This window comes from Vibrio sp. VP6 (genome assembly GCF_028823755.1).
GTDB classification, from domain to species: Bacteria; Pseudomonadota; Gammaproteobacteria; order Enterobacterales; family Vibrionaceae; genus Vibrio; species Vibrio parahaemolyticus.
The window spans coordinates 56,368-70,196 of sequence record NZ_JAPEID010000006.1 but is presented as its reverse complement, the minus strand read 5'-3'; the positions used below and the strand labels follow the sequence as shown (position 1 = coordinate 70,196).

General features: G+C 45.4%; 15 protein-coding genes. 10 read left to right on the top strand and 5 right to left on the bottom strand.

Annotated features, from left to right (window positions below; genetic code table 11):
- The first annotated feature begins 84 nt into the window (after nt 1–84).
- On the top strand, nt 85–579 hold the full coding sequence (locus OU793_RS05895; RefSeq protein WP_015296721.1) for an NlpC/P60 family protein: 495 nt from the start codon (nt 85–87) through the stop codon (nt 577–579).
- Between the two features lie 62 nt (nt 580–641).
- Here OU793_RS05895 and OU793_RS05890 read toward each other — a convergent pair whose 3' ends face one another.
- The 3 genes from OU793_RS05890 to OU793_RS05880 form a co-directional block, all read right to left on the bottom strand.
- Nucleotides 642–986 (bottom strand): DUF3802 family protein, encoded by a 345-nt coding sequence (locus tag OU793_RS05890; protein WP_005453925.1) that lies wholly within the window; start codon nt 984–986, stop codon nt 642–644.
- Between the two features lie 140 nt (nt 987–1,126).
- The gene (locus OU793_RS05885) at nt 1,127–2,089 is read right to left on the bottom strand and encodes a sensor domain-containing diguanylate cyclase (protein ID WP_005453915.1); all 963 of its coding nucleotides are present in this window, start codon (nt 2,087–2,089) and stop codon (nt 1,127–1,129) included.
- Nucleotides 2,089–3,060: a response regulator gene (locus OU793_RS05880; protein ID WP_159404223.1), complete on the bottom strand. Its 972-nt coding sequence runs from the start codon at nt 3,058–3,060 to the stop codon at nt 2,089–2,091. The genes OU793_RS05885 and OU793_RS05880 overlap by 1 nt, the downstream gene beginning before the upstream one ends.
- Nucleotides 3,061–3,284: 224 nt before the next feature.
- Here OU793_RS05880 and OU793_RS05875 point away from each other — a divergent pair, with 224 nt between their 5' ends.
- Together OU793_RS05875 and OU793_RS05870 are read left to right on the top strand one after the other, a co-directional pair.
- Nucleotides 3,285–4,151 (top strand): fructosamine kinase family protein, encoded by an 867-nt coding sequence (locus OU793_RS05875; RefSeq protein ID WP_005455078.1) that lies wholly within the window; start codon nt 3,285–3,287, stop codon nt 4,149–4,151.
- A gap of 283 nt (nt 4,152–4,434) precedes the next feature.
- The gene (locus OU793_RS05870; protein WP_005396219.1) at nt 4,435–4,629 is read left to right on the top strand and encodes a CPXCG motif-containing cysteine-rich protein; all 195 of its coding nucleotides are present in this window, start codon (nt 4,435–4,437) and stop codon (nt 4,627–4,629) included.
- 108 nt (nt 4,630–4,737) lie between these two features.
- Here the strand turns inward: OU793_RS05870 and OU793_RS05865 are convergent, their stop codons facing one another.
- The gene (locus tag OU793_RS05865; RefSeq protein WP_005483431.1) at nt 4,738–5,349 is read right to left on the bottom strand and encodes a riboflavin synthase; all 612 of its coding nucleotides are present in this window, start codon (nt 5,347–5,349) and stop codon (nt 4,738–4,740) included.
- A 287-nt stretch (nt 5,350–5,636) separates the two neighbouring features.
- Between OU793_RS05865 and OU793_RS05860 the strand changes: the two genes are divergently transcribed.
- Nucleotides 5,637–7,007 carry an MATE family efflux transporter gene (locus tag OU793_RS05860; RefSeq protein ID WP_015296717.1) on the top strand — a complete coding sequence of 457 codons (1,371 nt, stop codon included), beginning with the start codon at nt 5,637–5,639 and terminating at the stop codon, nt 7,005–7,007.
- Nucleotides 7,008–7,149: 142 nt separating this feature from the next.
- On the top strand, nt 7,150–8,160 hold the full coding sequence (locus OU793_RS05855) for a DUF3080 domain-containing protein (RefSeq protein WP_193234416.1): 1,011 nt from the start codon (nt 7,150–7,152) through the stop codon (nt 8,158–8,160).
- Here the strand turns inward: OU793_RS05855 and OU793_RS05850 are convergent.
- Entirely contained in the window at nt 8,150–8,992 is an 843-nt protein-coding gene (locus OU793_RS05850) for a DNA ligase (RefSeq protein ID WP_017448527.1), read from the bottom strand. The genes OU793_RS05855 and OU793_RS05850 overlap by 11 nt on opposite strands.
- Nucleotides 8,993–9,368: 376 nt before the next feature.
- On the opposite strand from OU793_RS05850, the gene OU793_RS05845 reads away from it, so the two are divergent.
- Genes OU793_RS05845 through OU793_RS05825 form a run of 5 tightly spaced genes read left to right on the top strand, consistent with a single transcriptional unit; the run spans nt 9,369 to nt 13,796 of the window.
- On the top strand, nt 9,369–9,689 hold the full coding sequence (locus OU793_RS05845) for an STAS domain-containing protein (RefSeq protein ID WP_005454817.1): 321 nt from the start codon (nt 9,369–9,371) through the stop codon (nt 9,687–9,689).
- 26 nt (nt 9,690–9,715) lie between these two features.
- Complete coding sequence (locus OU793_RS05840) at nt 9,716–10,618, top strand: OmpA family protein (protein WP_005491469.1); 903 nt, start codon at nt 9,716–9,718, stop codon at nt 10,616–10,618.
- 32 nt (nt 10,619–10,650) lie between these two features.
- Entirely contained in the window at nt 10,651–12,717 is a 2,067-nt protein-coding gene (locus OU793_RS05835) for an SLBB domain-containing protein (RefSeq protein WP_229614932.1), read from the top strand.
- Nucleotides 12,717–13,403: a CpsD/CapB family tyrosine-protein kinase gene (locus OU793_RS05830; protein ID WP_005454821.1), complete on the top strand. Its 687-nt coding sequence runs from the start codon at nt 12,717–12,719 to the stop codon at nt 13,401–13,403. The genes OU793_RS05835 and OU793_RS05830 overlap by 1 nt, the downstream gene beginning before the upstream one ends.
- A gap of 12 nt (nt 13,404–13,415) precedes the next feature.
- On the top strand, nt 13,416–13,796 hold the full coding sequence (locus tag OU793_RS05825) for an Hpt domain-containing protein (RefSeq protein ID WP_005454845.1): 381 nt from the start codon (nt 13,416–13,418) through the stop codon (nt 13,794–13,796).
- The last annotated feature ends 33 nt before the right edge of the window (nt 13,797–13,829 follow it).

The following is a 13,829-nucleotide window of genomic DNA, read 5'->3' as shown; positions in this document are numbered from 1 at the left end:
TCACACATGTGAGACAAAACCGTGATTTTCAGCCCATACTATGGATTGGTTATGACATTAATATTTCAGTTATGAGTCATACAGATGACAGGTGAAGATTTGCGTCGTATATATTTTCCTTTGATAATCAGTGCTCTACTTTCAGCTTGTTCGTCTGGCCCAGAGCCGAGTGAGCAGGTTGAAGTAACTGTACCCACCAATCAGTTATTGTCTAATAACCCTGACTTGTTTCAGTTTTACAACGAGTGGCACGGCACGCCCTATCGACTTGGTGGAACGCAAAAATCGGGAATCGACTGTTCGGCGTTCGTTCAAAGAGCCTTTGTCGAAGCGTATCAACTCGCCCTACCAAGGACGACAAAGCAGCAATCCACACAAGGCGTTGAGCTGAGTTGGACGGATGCCAAACAAGGGGATTTGGTGTTTTTTAAAACTCGACGAAGCACCTATCACGTTGGAATCTACTTGGGGAACAAGCAGTTTATGCACGCATCAACGTCTAAAGGGGTAATTATTTCTAGAATAGACAACCCTTACTGGGCGTCCAAGTTTTGGCAAGTAAGAAGAGTTACCTTGTAACCCTTCTTATTGTTGGAATAGTGTTTAGCTGAATATTAGGGGGCATACTCGGCATTTGAACATTAGTCGTAAGTGGCGACTGCGGTATCAAATAGGTTTTTCACTAACGCAATGTATTCATCTAGAAAAGCAATCTGTTCGTTCGTTGCTTTCTTGCTCCACACACCCGCTAGCACTTCACCAAGGTCTTCTACAACGGCATCTGCTTCTTTTAGCAGTTTAAAACGTACGCTTGAGTGAAGCTCAGGGTTTTGCTCAAAGATCGCCATGATGTTTGAAGCAACCATGTCAGTAACCACATCTTCGATGCTTTCGGAACCTGTATCGCCAATTTCCGTTGTGAAAATATCTAGATTAAGCGACAAATGCTCAATGAGAGCGAGATACCCATCGGTTTCTACAACCACTGTTTTTCTCCGTTTATTGCAAGCCTTCGTAGCTGAAAGCGAATTAGTTTCAATAGTAAGACATGCCGAGAAAATTTCATTAACTTATTTCATATTAATAAACATTCATGCGCTAACTGGATGCTTTTCAACCAATTAGGTTAATCGCATTCATGCAAACAAGTTTGGTTTCGCCCATTTTCTTTTGCGCGGTATAACGCCGCATCAGCACTCTTTAACCATTGAGTGTGACTTTCAAAATAAGGCTTATACTCGCAAACACCAATACTTATCGTGTAATTAATCAAAAAATCTTCTACTTTCACGATCTCTTGCTCAATTCTCTTACGTAATCGCTCAGCAAAATAGCATGCTTGCTCTTGGTTGGTATGCGGTAATAGCACAGTAAACTCTTCGCCACCAAAGCGGCCACAAATGTCACTGCTGCGCGCGGTTTTACGAAGTAAAGCAGAAGTACGACGAATTACCTCGTCACCCGTTGGGTGGCCATAGGTGTCGTTTACTTTTTTAAAGTGGTCAATATCGAAGATAACCAGAGAACATGGTCCGTCGATCACTTTGAGGTGCGCAAACTCATCTTTTAATGATTGCTCCCAAAATGCTCGATTAAACAAACCTGTTAAACCATCCTTTCTGCTGATCTCAGACAAATGCTGATTGGTTTCTCGCAAATGGATTCGGTTTCTCGCCGTTTCGGAAACATCGTTCACTTGAATCGCAATATGGCTTACTTCGCCAGAAAGTGAACGCAATGGCGTGATAACGATGTCTTGAAACATAAAATCACAGCTGTTGGAAACCGGTGAAAAGTTGTTGAATTTAAAAAGGTATGGTCGGTTTTCCCAACTGGAGAAGGAACGAGTCTCAAGATCAGCAGAGGCCTTTAGTTTCGTTTCCAACCACGTTCGTGGTAGTTCGTCGAAATGATCGAACAAGCATTGACCTAAAATATCTTGAGACAGCACACCGCTGTAAGACTGCATAAAGCTGTTCCAGACACACACGTTATATTCTGGATCAAGAACAATGAGCCCAGAATCCATGGTATCTAAAATTTGTGTGACCCAATGAAAGTCTGCTATGTCCAGCGTGATATCGGACATCAGATTAACTCCATGATTTCATAAATAATTTCTACTGATGGTTTGTCTATTAGAAATAATACTTCACACTCAAAATCGAGCGCTTCCGCCATGTAGGTATATTCGATGGTAAAGAGTTCGCCTGATTCTCCTTGTTCTTCATTGTAAGGAGTGATTGTATCGACGATGCCCGGCTGACGAAGTGAAAACTGCTTATCAAGTTGGTTCCCTAAAGAGGTTAGGAATGACGAAACCAGCAAGTTAGAGACATTTAAAATAATTTCATTATGAGGCGTAAATTCGAGCAGATACCCCAACCTTTCGCCAATTTGATTGATATCTTTCCCACGTAGGCAAACCAACGCCTCTCCGTGTATACCGCCGCCAACAAAGCGCTGCGAAACCGCTACAGAGCTATCTCGCCCAATCACGTCCACCAGCGTCATATGCAATTCACCATAGGACAATGGCCCGACATGCGGAACTGGCAACTGGATAAACTCATGCAAGTGATCAGCCATAATGGCCGCCCCTTTGCCTAGCGCAATATTGGCAATTTCACGAAACTTGGCAAGGGATGAAAGCTCTTCTTGGCTTTGTGCAGAATTAAGCTCAATTGATGTTCGCTGTGCATAATGCAACCCAAGACGCTCGTACAGCGGGACGACTTGTTCTTCTGACAACGGCTTTGCGATAAAATCCATTGCCCCTAACTCTAGGCAGCGCTGCTTTGCTTCTTGTTGTACATCACCCGACACGATCACGATCTGAGTTGGATAATGACTGACGGGTAAAGACTCAAGAACCTCGAAACCGTCCATAATGGGCATCGTTAAATCGAGGAACAAAACGTCAATATTTTGTTCGGCTAAGATTTTCAGCGCCTCATTCCCGTCTTGGGCTTCGATAAGGTGCAATGAGGTATCTTGTACGATGGTTCGAGCGATAAGCTTACGAGCAACCGCCGAGTCATCACATATCAGTATTTTCATGCCACCAATGGAACTAAAGTCAAAAAAATAATCATACCTGTTGTAAACAAATTGCTCCATATGTTAAGCCGACAAATCATAGGCTTATAGGAGATTTGATTCACACTTATAAAAAATAGGTGTTTTTAATCAAAGTTTTCTTGCCGAAGTATGCTCAACTCCGCGCCAATCTCTTGTCGTTTATCCTAAACTATTGGTGGTCAAATAGATTCGCGAGGTTTTGTATGTGGCAAGCAATATCGCAACAACTTTCTGATACTTTACTGTTTGAATATCAGATCACCGAAAAAGTTCGACTATCCGGCGGAGACATTAGCGAAAGCTATATGATAAACGACGGTGAGCAACGCTATTTTGTCAAAATCAACGACCGAGAATTCTTGCACAAGTTTGAAGTTGAGGCCGAGAGCCTGCACTTGTTACGCGAAACTTCGACAATATTTGTCCCTGAAGTGGTATTGGTCGGTAAGACCAAAAACAACGCTTTCATTATTTTAAACTACCTTCCTACCAAACCCTTAGATGACCCTGAAAACAGCTTTAAATTTGGTCAGCAATTAGCTCAACTGCATCAATGGGGAGAACAGAAAGAGTTTGGTTTCGATACCGACAATTATCTCGGTTCCACCCTGCAGCCGAATCAATGGCACAAAAAATGGTGCATGTTCTTCGCTGAGCAACGTATTGGTTGGCAACTGCAGTTATTAAAAGAGAAAGGCGTGACGCTAGTTGATATCGACGACTTTATTGACGTTGTAAAACAGCTTCTTGCGAACCATACGCCAGAACCGTCTCTTCTACATGGTGATTTATGGAATGGTAATGTCGCTCTCACCGCGTTTGGCCCGATTTGTTTCGATCCTGCATGCTATTGGGGGGACCGAGAATGCGACATCGCGATGACTGAATTGTTTGGAGGGTTCCAACCTGAGTTCTATCAAGGGTATGAATCGGTGATGCCATTGCTGCCTGGCTATCATGAACGAAAAGATATCTACAACCTCTATCACATCCTCAATCATTGTAATTTGTTCGGTGGGCATTATTTGGAGCAAGCTCAGCTCACTATCAATAAAATTATTTCTTACTGATTTGGAAGGCACAAGCCACTGCTTTGTGTCAATTTTCGAGGCACATCACTCAAGCTACAGACCCCAGATTCAAGGTTGAGTTTGGGGTCAAGTTTTGTACTTATTTCGAATCAATTAGCAACAAGTCCACCTAATATCTAAGTAACTTATCTTTAGATTGTGCCTGAGCCGTTGGCATAAATGGCGTTTACGCGATTTGTGAATGGTCAGGCAAAGTAAGTGAAAGGGCTGTACTTCCTTAAATATCGAGTTTTAAAAGCCCTGCAATACTAGGAGTTGTTGTATGAAAAATTATACTGAAAGGCATGTTAAGTGCCCGCATTGTGGGCACTCAATAGGCATAACATTGGATGCAAGTAATGGGGATCAAGAGTTTTATGATGATTGCCCGGCTTGTTGCCATGCGATTCATTTAAATATGCGCGTGGACGAACTTCAAGATAAAGTCGAGTTGTTTATTGATGACAACTACGAGTAGCTACCCTCGGTATTGTTTCAAATCCATTTAAAATAGAAAAAGGAGCCTCTTTGCTCCTTTTTCTTCATCTATATGAGGCCAATCTATAAGGCCAAATCTGCGTTCCAACTACAACTGTTTAGCCGCCAGTACGCGCTCAACAGTATCCACGATCGCTTGAGTTTGGGGATCGAATTCAATGTTCACCTTGTCACCCACCTGTCGACTGCCAAACAAGGTTCTTTGTAAAGTTTCAGGAATCAAATGCACAGAGAAACGGTTTGCTTCAACTTCTCCAATGGTTAGCGAGCAACCGTCGATACCGATGTAACCTTTCGCAAGAACATATTTCATCGACTCTTGTGGCAACTCAAACCAAATTGTGCGGTTGTTCGGCGTATCAATCACATCCACAATGTTTGCCATTAAGCTAATGTGACCAGACATACTGTGCCCACCGATTTCGTCACCAAATTTAGCAGCGCGCTCAACGTTAACGGCGCTTCCTTCTTCGATAAGCCCCAAGTTGGTCAACGCAAGCGTAGCCTGCATCAAGTCAAAGCTGACTCGATTTCCATCGATGTTCGTCACAGTTAAACAGCAGCCATTGTGCGCTACAGACGCACCAATTTCTAACCCTTCGATTAACGCGCCATCAAGTTCAATGACGTGAGTTTGAAAACGCTCTTTCTTATCAATCTGAACAACCTTCGCTGTTCCTTGCACTATTCCTGTAAACATGTCTTTTACCTACTGATGCAATACAAACGTTGGCTATCCGCACAGACACTGAAGTCCCGCGGCATTTTGCCTGCTATACCTAAACAATCCTTCGAAGAAAGCCAAAATGAGAATCGCTTAGGTATAGCATATGCACATACAATTGTTTATCATTTGCGCGGAGTTTCTCCGAGGCATTTTTTCACCTTATCGTGACTAAAATCAACCATCAGATCAGTTCATCACATCTTTTGTCCTCGAGCACTCCCTTTCTTTCAATCTTATTGTTCCGCTCTGGAGTATTTTTCGTGCATCGCTATAAAGAAGAAGCATCGAGTCTAATTAAATTGGCTACCCCTGTATTGATCGCGTCTGTCGCTCAAACGGGCATGGGTTTTGTCGATACCGTAATGGCAGGTGGCGTTAGCGCAACTGACATGGCTGCGGTATCTGTCGCTTCAAGCATTTGGCTGCCATCTATTTTGTTTGGTATTGGCCTGCTTATGGCTTTGGTTCCTGTTGTGGCGCAGCTTAACGGATCTGCGCGTCGCGAAAAGATCCCATTTGAAATTCAGCAAGGTGTTGTCCTTGCGTTGTTAATCAGTATCCCGATCATTGGTGTGTTACTGCAAACACAGTTCATTCTACAATTGATGGACGTAGAAGCTGTGATGGCAGATAAAACCGTCGGCTACATTCATGCTGTGATTTTCGCTGTGCCAGCTTTTCTTCTCTTCCAAACTCTGCGCAGCTTCACTGATGGTATGTCATTAACCAAGCCAGCGATGGTGATTGGATTTATTGGTTTACTGCTGAACATCCCGCTTAACTGGATTTTCGTTTACGGTAAATTTGGTGCGCCTGAGTTGGGTGGCGTAGGCTGTGGCGTAGCAACCACCATCGTATATTGGGTTATGTTCGCGTTGCTGTTGGCGTATGTGATGACGTCATCACGACTAAAAAGCATCAATGTGTTTGGCGAATACCATAAACCACAATGGAAAGCGCAAGTTCGCCTGTTTAAACTGGGTTTCCCTGTTGCAGCGGCACTGTTCTTTGAAGTGACACTGTTTGCTGTAGTGGCGCTGTTGGTATCACCACTTGGCCCAATCATCGTTGCGGCGCACCAAGTTGCGATTAACTTCTCTTCGTTGGTATTTATGTTGCCAATGAGTGTAGGTGCTGCGGTAAGTATTCGCGTTGGCCACCGTTTGGGTGAAGAAAATGTCGACGGAGCACGCGTTGCATCTCGCGTCGGTATTATGGTTGGTCTTGCTTTAGCAACGATTACAGCGATCATCACAGTACTGTCTCGAGAACTGATTGCTGAGCTTTACACCAATAACCCAGAAGTAATCACACTAGCGATGCAGTTATTGCTGTTTGCCGCGGTTTACCAATGCACAGACGCCGTTCAAGTCATCGCAGCCGGTGCACTTCGTGGCTACAAAGACATGCGCGCGATCTTCAACCGCACGTTCATCGCGTATTGGATTCTTGGCCTTCCTACTGGTTACATTCTTGGTCGTACAGATTGGATTGTTGAACCAATGGGCGCGCAAGGTTTCTGGCTTGGCTTTATCATCGGCCTGACCGCAGCTGCGTTAATGCTTGGTGTTCGCCTTCGTTGGATGCACCGTCAAGAGCCCGATGTACAACTTAACTTTTCTCTGCAGTAATTCTGCTCACCATTGGTGACGGTTTACAACAGAACGTAAAAGCCAGCATTCGCTGGCTTTTTTGATCTTCATGGCAAGTTGTTAGGTATACTTTTTGACAACGTATTAATTGAGTAACACAAGCAAACAGACAAGGAAGTTCGTGAAAATCCTATTCTTCGCATTACTCGCTTTGCTCAGCGGTTGCAACGGTTGGATGAATCCAGAGCGCGCAATCTTTGAAAAGTACCATCAACGTTTAGCGAACGTACTCGACGTTCCCCCGAGAGAGCTTAACGAGGTTTCCGCTATCACGATTCCTGATAAAAGGGCTTTGTATCAAGAGTTACCAAGATTGTCGCTAGGGTTACTAGAGAGTTACCAGCTGCGTCAATGCGGCCTGTTCAACCTGATTGCGGAAAAGAACTCCCAATTGGGCAAAGTACAAGACCCTTTCCATGACCTGGATTACCAAACCACTTTGCTCAACACGCTCAATAGTTGTTTGACTGAATACCCCTTGAGCGAAGACGAACGCACGACGTTAACTCGCCTGTATGAACAAAAATGGCAGCATCTTCCCGTTCATCTTGATAACGTTCTCCTCACAAGCGAAACCATGCGCAAGCAACTCACTGCTTCAAGTTGGTTATCAGCCAAAAGCCGCAATCAAACTGCTCATGTCAGTAAAACCTTTCATGCGTTAAATGCCATGTATGAGACGCCTAAAGGGGTCATTTCGCGCTTACCCTCTTTCTCCTTCGTGCAATATCAAGAGGAAATGGAAAAGTCTCGCTTGATGGGTAAGGTTTACTTCACTTTGAACAGCACTTCTGAGTGGCTTGATGTCACCACAAAATTGCTAGAAGAAAATCAGGAGCGCATTGTGTGTGGAAAGAATCGAGACACCACACAATTTCGCTATTTGAAAAATGTTTTCCAGTCAATTTATGTTGAAGAAGTACAGCCATACCTCGCCTTTGTCGACAGTACATATCAGCAGTTGAATGATGGTGCAATACTCATTGAGCAGAGAATGGAACTTCATGGGGAAAGTTATGGCGTGATAAAAGCGCATGAGCAATTTAGAACAAAGACCCTCGAACATGTTAAGTTCTGGCAGGGTCTTTTTAAACGTTGTGGCGTGGTAGTGGGAAACTCACCTACTCCTTGAATCGTTCTCTCAAAAAGCGAGCAAATCTTGGTTTCCCCGTTTGGGTAAACCCGTTGTATCTAAACGTAATGGTAGAGCCGATTTTCGGCGGATGGCGACGAACTTCATCCGTAAAACCGCTGCCGATGTAAAACTCTGTACCATCTGGCAAACGCACGAGCATTGCGCCCATCATCCCAAGCAAACGCCCCGTTCCCGGTTTGTAGCCAACCACTTGAGCTTCCGTGTCGGCGTAGCGCTTTAGCTTAAGTAAGTCGCTTCCTCTGCCCGCTTGGTAACGGCTCGACACTTTACGCAGCATCACGCCTTCGCCATCGGACAAGGAAATTTTATCCAGTTGAGCAAACAAATGTTGCTCATTTTGGATGGCTCGGTGCTCAACATATTTGATGTGGTGCTCATCAATATCAAACACTAAATCCTGAATGTTGTAATAACGTTTTCGGTAATCTCCTGCGGAATACGGCATGTCAAACACCATAAAATCGATTTCGCGCCACGCGCTATCAATTGGTGTTTTATCAAGAACGGTTTGCTGAACAATGTGAAAATTTCCGCGTCCGGCCCAAAGCTCACCATCCAATGGATAGTTCGGAAGTGACTCAGTGAACCACTCGGGCGCATAAATTCGGTTTCCGTTTCGGGTCACGAGGTGTTGACCTGTCCAGTAGGCTCGAATTCCATCGAGTTTCTCACTGTACCAATACTCAGAAACATCTATTCCATCTTGATAGGTTTCAGCAAGAGAGACGGGCGGAGCTATAGGTGTATTCGCTTGGGGCTGCGCAGATGCCATAACGGCAAGGGCAATCAATGTCATTTTTAATGGCATGGGGGAACCTTGTACAAAAAAGCATCTTTATTGAAACGTAACTCCACCGATTTACCTATTTGTCAGTGTTAATTATTCGACTCAGAACAATCAACATAAGTAATGGTTTGCAATGTAAATCATAAAGTTTAGACAGGTATTGCATTTGTTTTTTCAGCTCACGTTAATGGCACGGTTATAAAGCCAAACTCTCCTCTTCAATTTTCAATCTGCATCTAAATCATCGTTCATTTTTGATTCTCAAATTGAGAACTGGGCGTTTCTCAATTTGAACATCACACTGCCATCACTTTAATTGATTGAAATTATTGAATTTAAATTTTGGCACGCTCCCTGCTCTACGAGATTAGGAAAGAACCTAAATGGAGATAGGATCATGGAACTACGCAAACTTGAAATCACCCAAGACAAACTAGCGATTGAGATTTTTGGTGACTTGGATGCAAACGGCTGTCGTCAAGCCCAACATCACATTGATGAAGTAATTCACAACAATCATCACAAAGAAGTCGAAATCAACCTCCAGCACGTCCAATTTCTTGATTCCTCAGGGATTGGTGCCATTGTTTACTTATATAAGCGCCTAGTTGAACGTGAACGAAGCATGAGTATTGAAAACGTATCAGGTCAGCCATTAGAAATCATGAGCTTGTTACGTATCAACCATGCCATTCCCGTCAATTCAAAAGGACACTAAAAATACCGGTTTAAACGGAGGTTGGCATGGTAAATCTAATACGACGAAGTGTAGTTAGCGGTCTCGTTGTCGGCATGTTTGGTTGTTCGTCATTTGATTATCCCGATCATGGTCAGGGTGGATTGGCGGAAAGCTATCAAGATATTTCGATTGAGAACTATCAGTTCTCGCCTGTGATGCCAGATGAACCATTGGGCCCAGAGCATGGATTGCGATTCGATTGGCAGTTGACCAAGCTTCATCTCGACGCTTTGATTCAAGAAGGCGCTCGTTGGTGCTTCCCTGCTGCAGTGGTGCAAGCACTCGAGAAGCAAAATCGCATTGCTCGTGAACTAGAAGGCGGTTTACTGCTTGATGCCGCCAATGATCTAGTCATCCAGCGTCGTCGATTAAACCAGCTTGAGCAGCAACTCGACTACGTACTTACGCAAACCACTTGCACGCCGCCGGACGACATCGATGCGCTAAGGAATGACTTAAACATCGTCGCCGATATTTATGCACTGCTCAACGTCGATAATCAGTTTGCCATTGATTCTGCGGAGATCAATCCGAAGTACATGGGACACTTGGCAGAAGCCGCTTATATTCTGCGCGACCACCCTGCTCTGTCTCTGGTTGTCACTGGCCATGCGGACGTCACGGGTACGCCTGAGCACAATAAAAAACTAGCACAGGAACGAGCCGAGCAAGTTAAACGATACTTAAGTGTGTTCGGAGTAACGTCAGACCGTGTACAAACCAAATCTGTTGGCGACACATTGCCTTTGTATGAGGGACAAACGCCAGCCGTGCGCCTAACCAACCGTCGTGTGAGCATCGAAGTTCTCAGCGCAAACTCTGATAGCAATGCGCCAAGTAATCACAATTTACCTAACAAAGGCAACATGCCAACGAGCGCGAGCGGTTCGATAGGAGGCGCGTTATGAGCATTTTCAAAACGTTTTTTGCCTTGTTCGCGATGTGCGTACTCGCTTGGGTAACCCCTCTGCATGCCGCAGATAACGACACAGTAAAAGTTGGTGACTTAGTACAGATCAACCTGCCCGGCGAAGCATCGCTAAACCAAGGTTTTCAAGTGGACCGCCGCGGACGAATCAACTTACCGGAAATTGGTCCGGTGTTTGTTGCTGGTTATAACGAGCAGCAATTGCAAGATGTCATTATTGAAACGCTGAAAACCGTCTATCGAGACGTGAATAACGCTCGCGTGTTCATTAAACAGCAACAACTGCTTGTCTCCGTGCAAGGCTACGTTGTTAAGCCGGGTGAATACACGTTGCCCGCAGGTTCTAACATCCAAATGTTTGTTTACGAAGCTGGCGGACTCCGTGCTGGCGCGCAGCTCGACAAAATGATCGTCAAACGTGGCAATCAGAACATCGAGTTCGATTACAAACGCTTTTTGGATACAGGCGACAACAGCCAGCTACCAAAACTGGAATCGTTAGACGTGTTATTTGTGCCTGCTTCCCCATTGGTCGGCAACATTGAGCAAGAGTTCGATGCAGCCAAACTCGCCAACTCTGGTGACAGTGCCGACTCCGCTCGCGCAATCAAAGTGTTCGGTGAAGTGAACGCCCCGGGCTCATTTACTTACAAGCCAAACACCACACTTGTCGATGTGGTCATGCGCGCTGGCGGTGTTACTCGCTACGCGAGCGTTGAGCAAATTCGCGTGATTACGAACAACACACCAACCATGTTCAACTTGAAAACCTACCTAGATACTGGCGATCAAAGCTTGCTGCCTGAGATATTGCCTGGTGCAACCATCTTTGTGCCTAAGCAGGAAGAAGAGATAAAAGCTGGCGCGAACGTAGTTTATATCATGGGTGAAGTTGCGCACCCGGGAGCTTACGAAGGTAAACAAGGCGCGAGCTTTATGGACATTCTGGCAAACGCAGGGGGCCCAACTCGTTACGCAGAATCACGCCAAATACGAGTGATAAAAGCCGACGGTCAGGTGATCAAATTCGACTTAACGGCGCATACTGAAGGGCTCTCTTCCGTGGCGCCACCAAAAGTGAGCGCCGGCGACGCGATATTCGTACCGGAAAAGACCGATTTTAATGAAAAGTCATGGTTGAAAGTCGCACCAAGTCGCGCCGTTGCCGTAATGGGTGAAGTCGTTCGTCCAGGCCGAATCGAATGGTCGGATGAAATGGACCTCATTGATTTGCTGGCTCACGTTGGCGGCCCGACTCGCCGTGCCGACACCTCCAAAATTGAAGTGGCCAACAACGGTCAAATGACGAATTTCGATTTAGACCAGTACATTTTAGATGGTTCGCCAGCGTCTAACTTGCCACGCGTTTCTGCTGGCACGGTCGTGCGCGTTCACGCACTGCCAGACGACCCTTCCGACAACAAATCTCAATGGGTCAGCCAAAGCTCAGACGCGTCCATTTACGTGTTTGGTCAAATCAACGCACCTGGTCGCTATCGCTTCACGGACGAAATGCACTTTCTCGATATTCTTTCGGCCGCCGACGGCCCGACGATGGATGCCGATATCCACAATATTCGCGTGACTCATCGCGGCTTAGGCTACGCAAAAGTGAGCAAACTAAATCTGTCGATGTATTTCGAAACGGGAGATGAATCTATCCTGCCAGACGTGCGCCCTGGCGACACTATTTACATTCCGGAGAAAAACAAAAACTGGCTCGACCGTTCTAAAGAATCCACCGTGCGCGTACTGGGTGAAGTACGAGATCCGGGACGCTACGTGTTCAACGACAACATGACGGTTTTAGACTTATTGGCAGAAGCTGGCGGCCCAACAAACAGCGCTTACCTTGAGAAAATTAGCATCGTCAATATGTCGTGCTGCCAAGGCCAAGCGAGAACGTTCGACCTCGTAAACTTCAGCAAAACCGCCAACATTTACGATCTGCCTGTCATTCGAGCTGGGGATACGATTTACATTCCTCATAAAGATGAAAGCTTTGCAGAAAAAGCGCGCGCTGGTTTGAGAGACATTCTTCAAATCACCACCACCATCGTGTTAATAGGAGCGCTGTAATGACCATTCCTGCGACTCATGCCGAAATCGAGCAAATCTATCTGCAAAGTGAACAAAAGGGTCACAGATCGATTTGCGTGGTGGGCTGTAAATCTGAAGAAGGCGTTACGTCTGTCGCCTCTTCTCTTGCCGAGCGCCTTATCTTGGCAGGTTACAGCACATTATATGTGGACTTGAACTTATTCAAACCCGCGTATCACACGGTGCACGAGTTTGATGATGACGCAAATGTCGGTCATTTAATTACGCGCGAAGATGCGCACCAAACGCTGGTGGGATTGCCTGCCCCGTCCTTGGCAAGCACCAAACTGGCGTATCGAGATCCAACCGCACTGAGGAAAAACATCGAGACATGGTTATCTCAGTATGATCGCATTGTCATCGACACCTCTCCGTTGCTCAGTGTGAATAAGAGTAACATTCCACCGCAAGTCATCGCGGGAGTTTGTGATGCAACGCTTCTGGTTGCTCATTACGGGTCTACGACGACCACGCAACTTGAGCAAGCCAAAAAGCTGCTTGAAGCAAGCGATGCCAATCTGATTGGCTCGGTACTAAACATGAAACACACTCCGAGCCTAAAAGACGAGCTGATTCGCCAAGTCGAAAAGCTGCGTTTTTTACCGAAAAAATGGAAAGACAAACTGGCCCAGCAGATTAAAAAAAGTGAACTGTTTATGTTATAGGGAGCGCTTATTATGAATTCCAATACTGCACAACACATTGAACAAGAGTTGGTTGATGAGCTCATTCTCCAGCAAATGATTAAAGACACCTGCGCGGAGATCATTCCCACGTTGATTGAACACTATATCGAAGAGTCTCGTGAACGGATGCAAAAAATTGAGCGGGCGTTGGGTGAGCATGACCTAGAAAAACTCGAGTTTGAAGTCCATACACTCGGCAGTTCTGCACTGGCATTAGGCAATCGCCCATTATCTCGTCAAGCCAGAAGCATCGAGAAACATTGCGTCGAAGGTAAAACCCAACAAGCATTGGAGCTGTGTGCAGCATTGCCTTTACTGGCTGAACGTTCGTTTGAAGCGCTCAACCTGCGCAAGGCTCAAGGTTTTGAGTAACAAGAAGAAAACCCGCAAAACCATATGAACCAT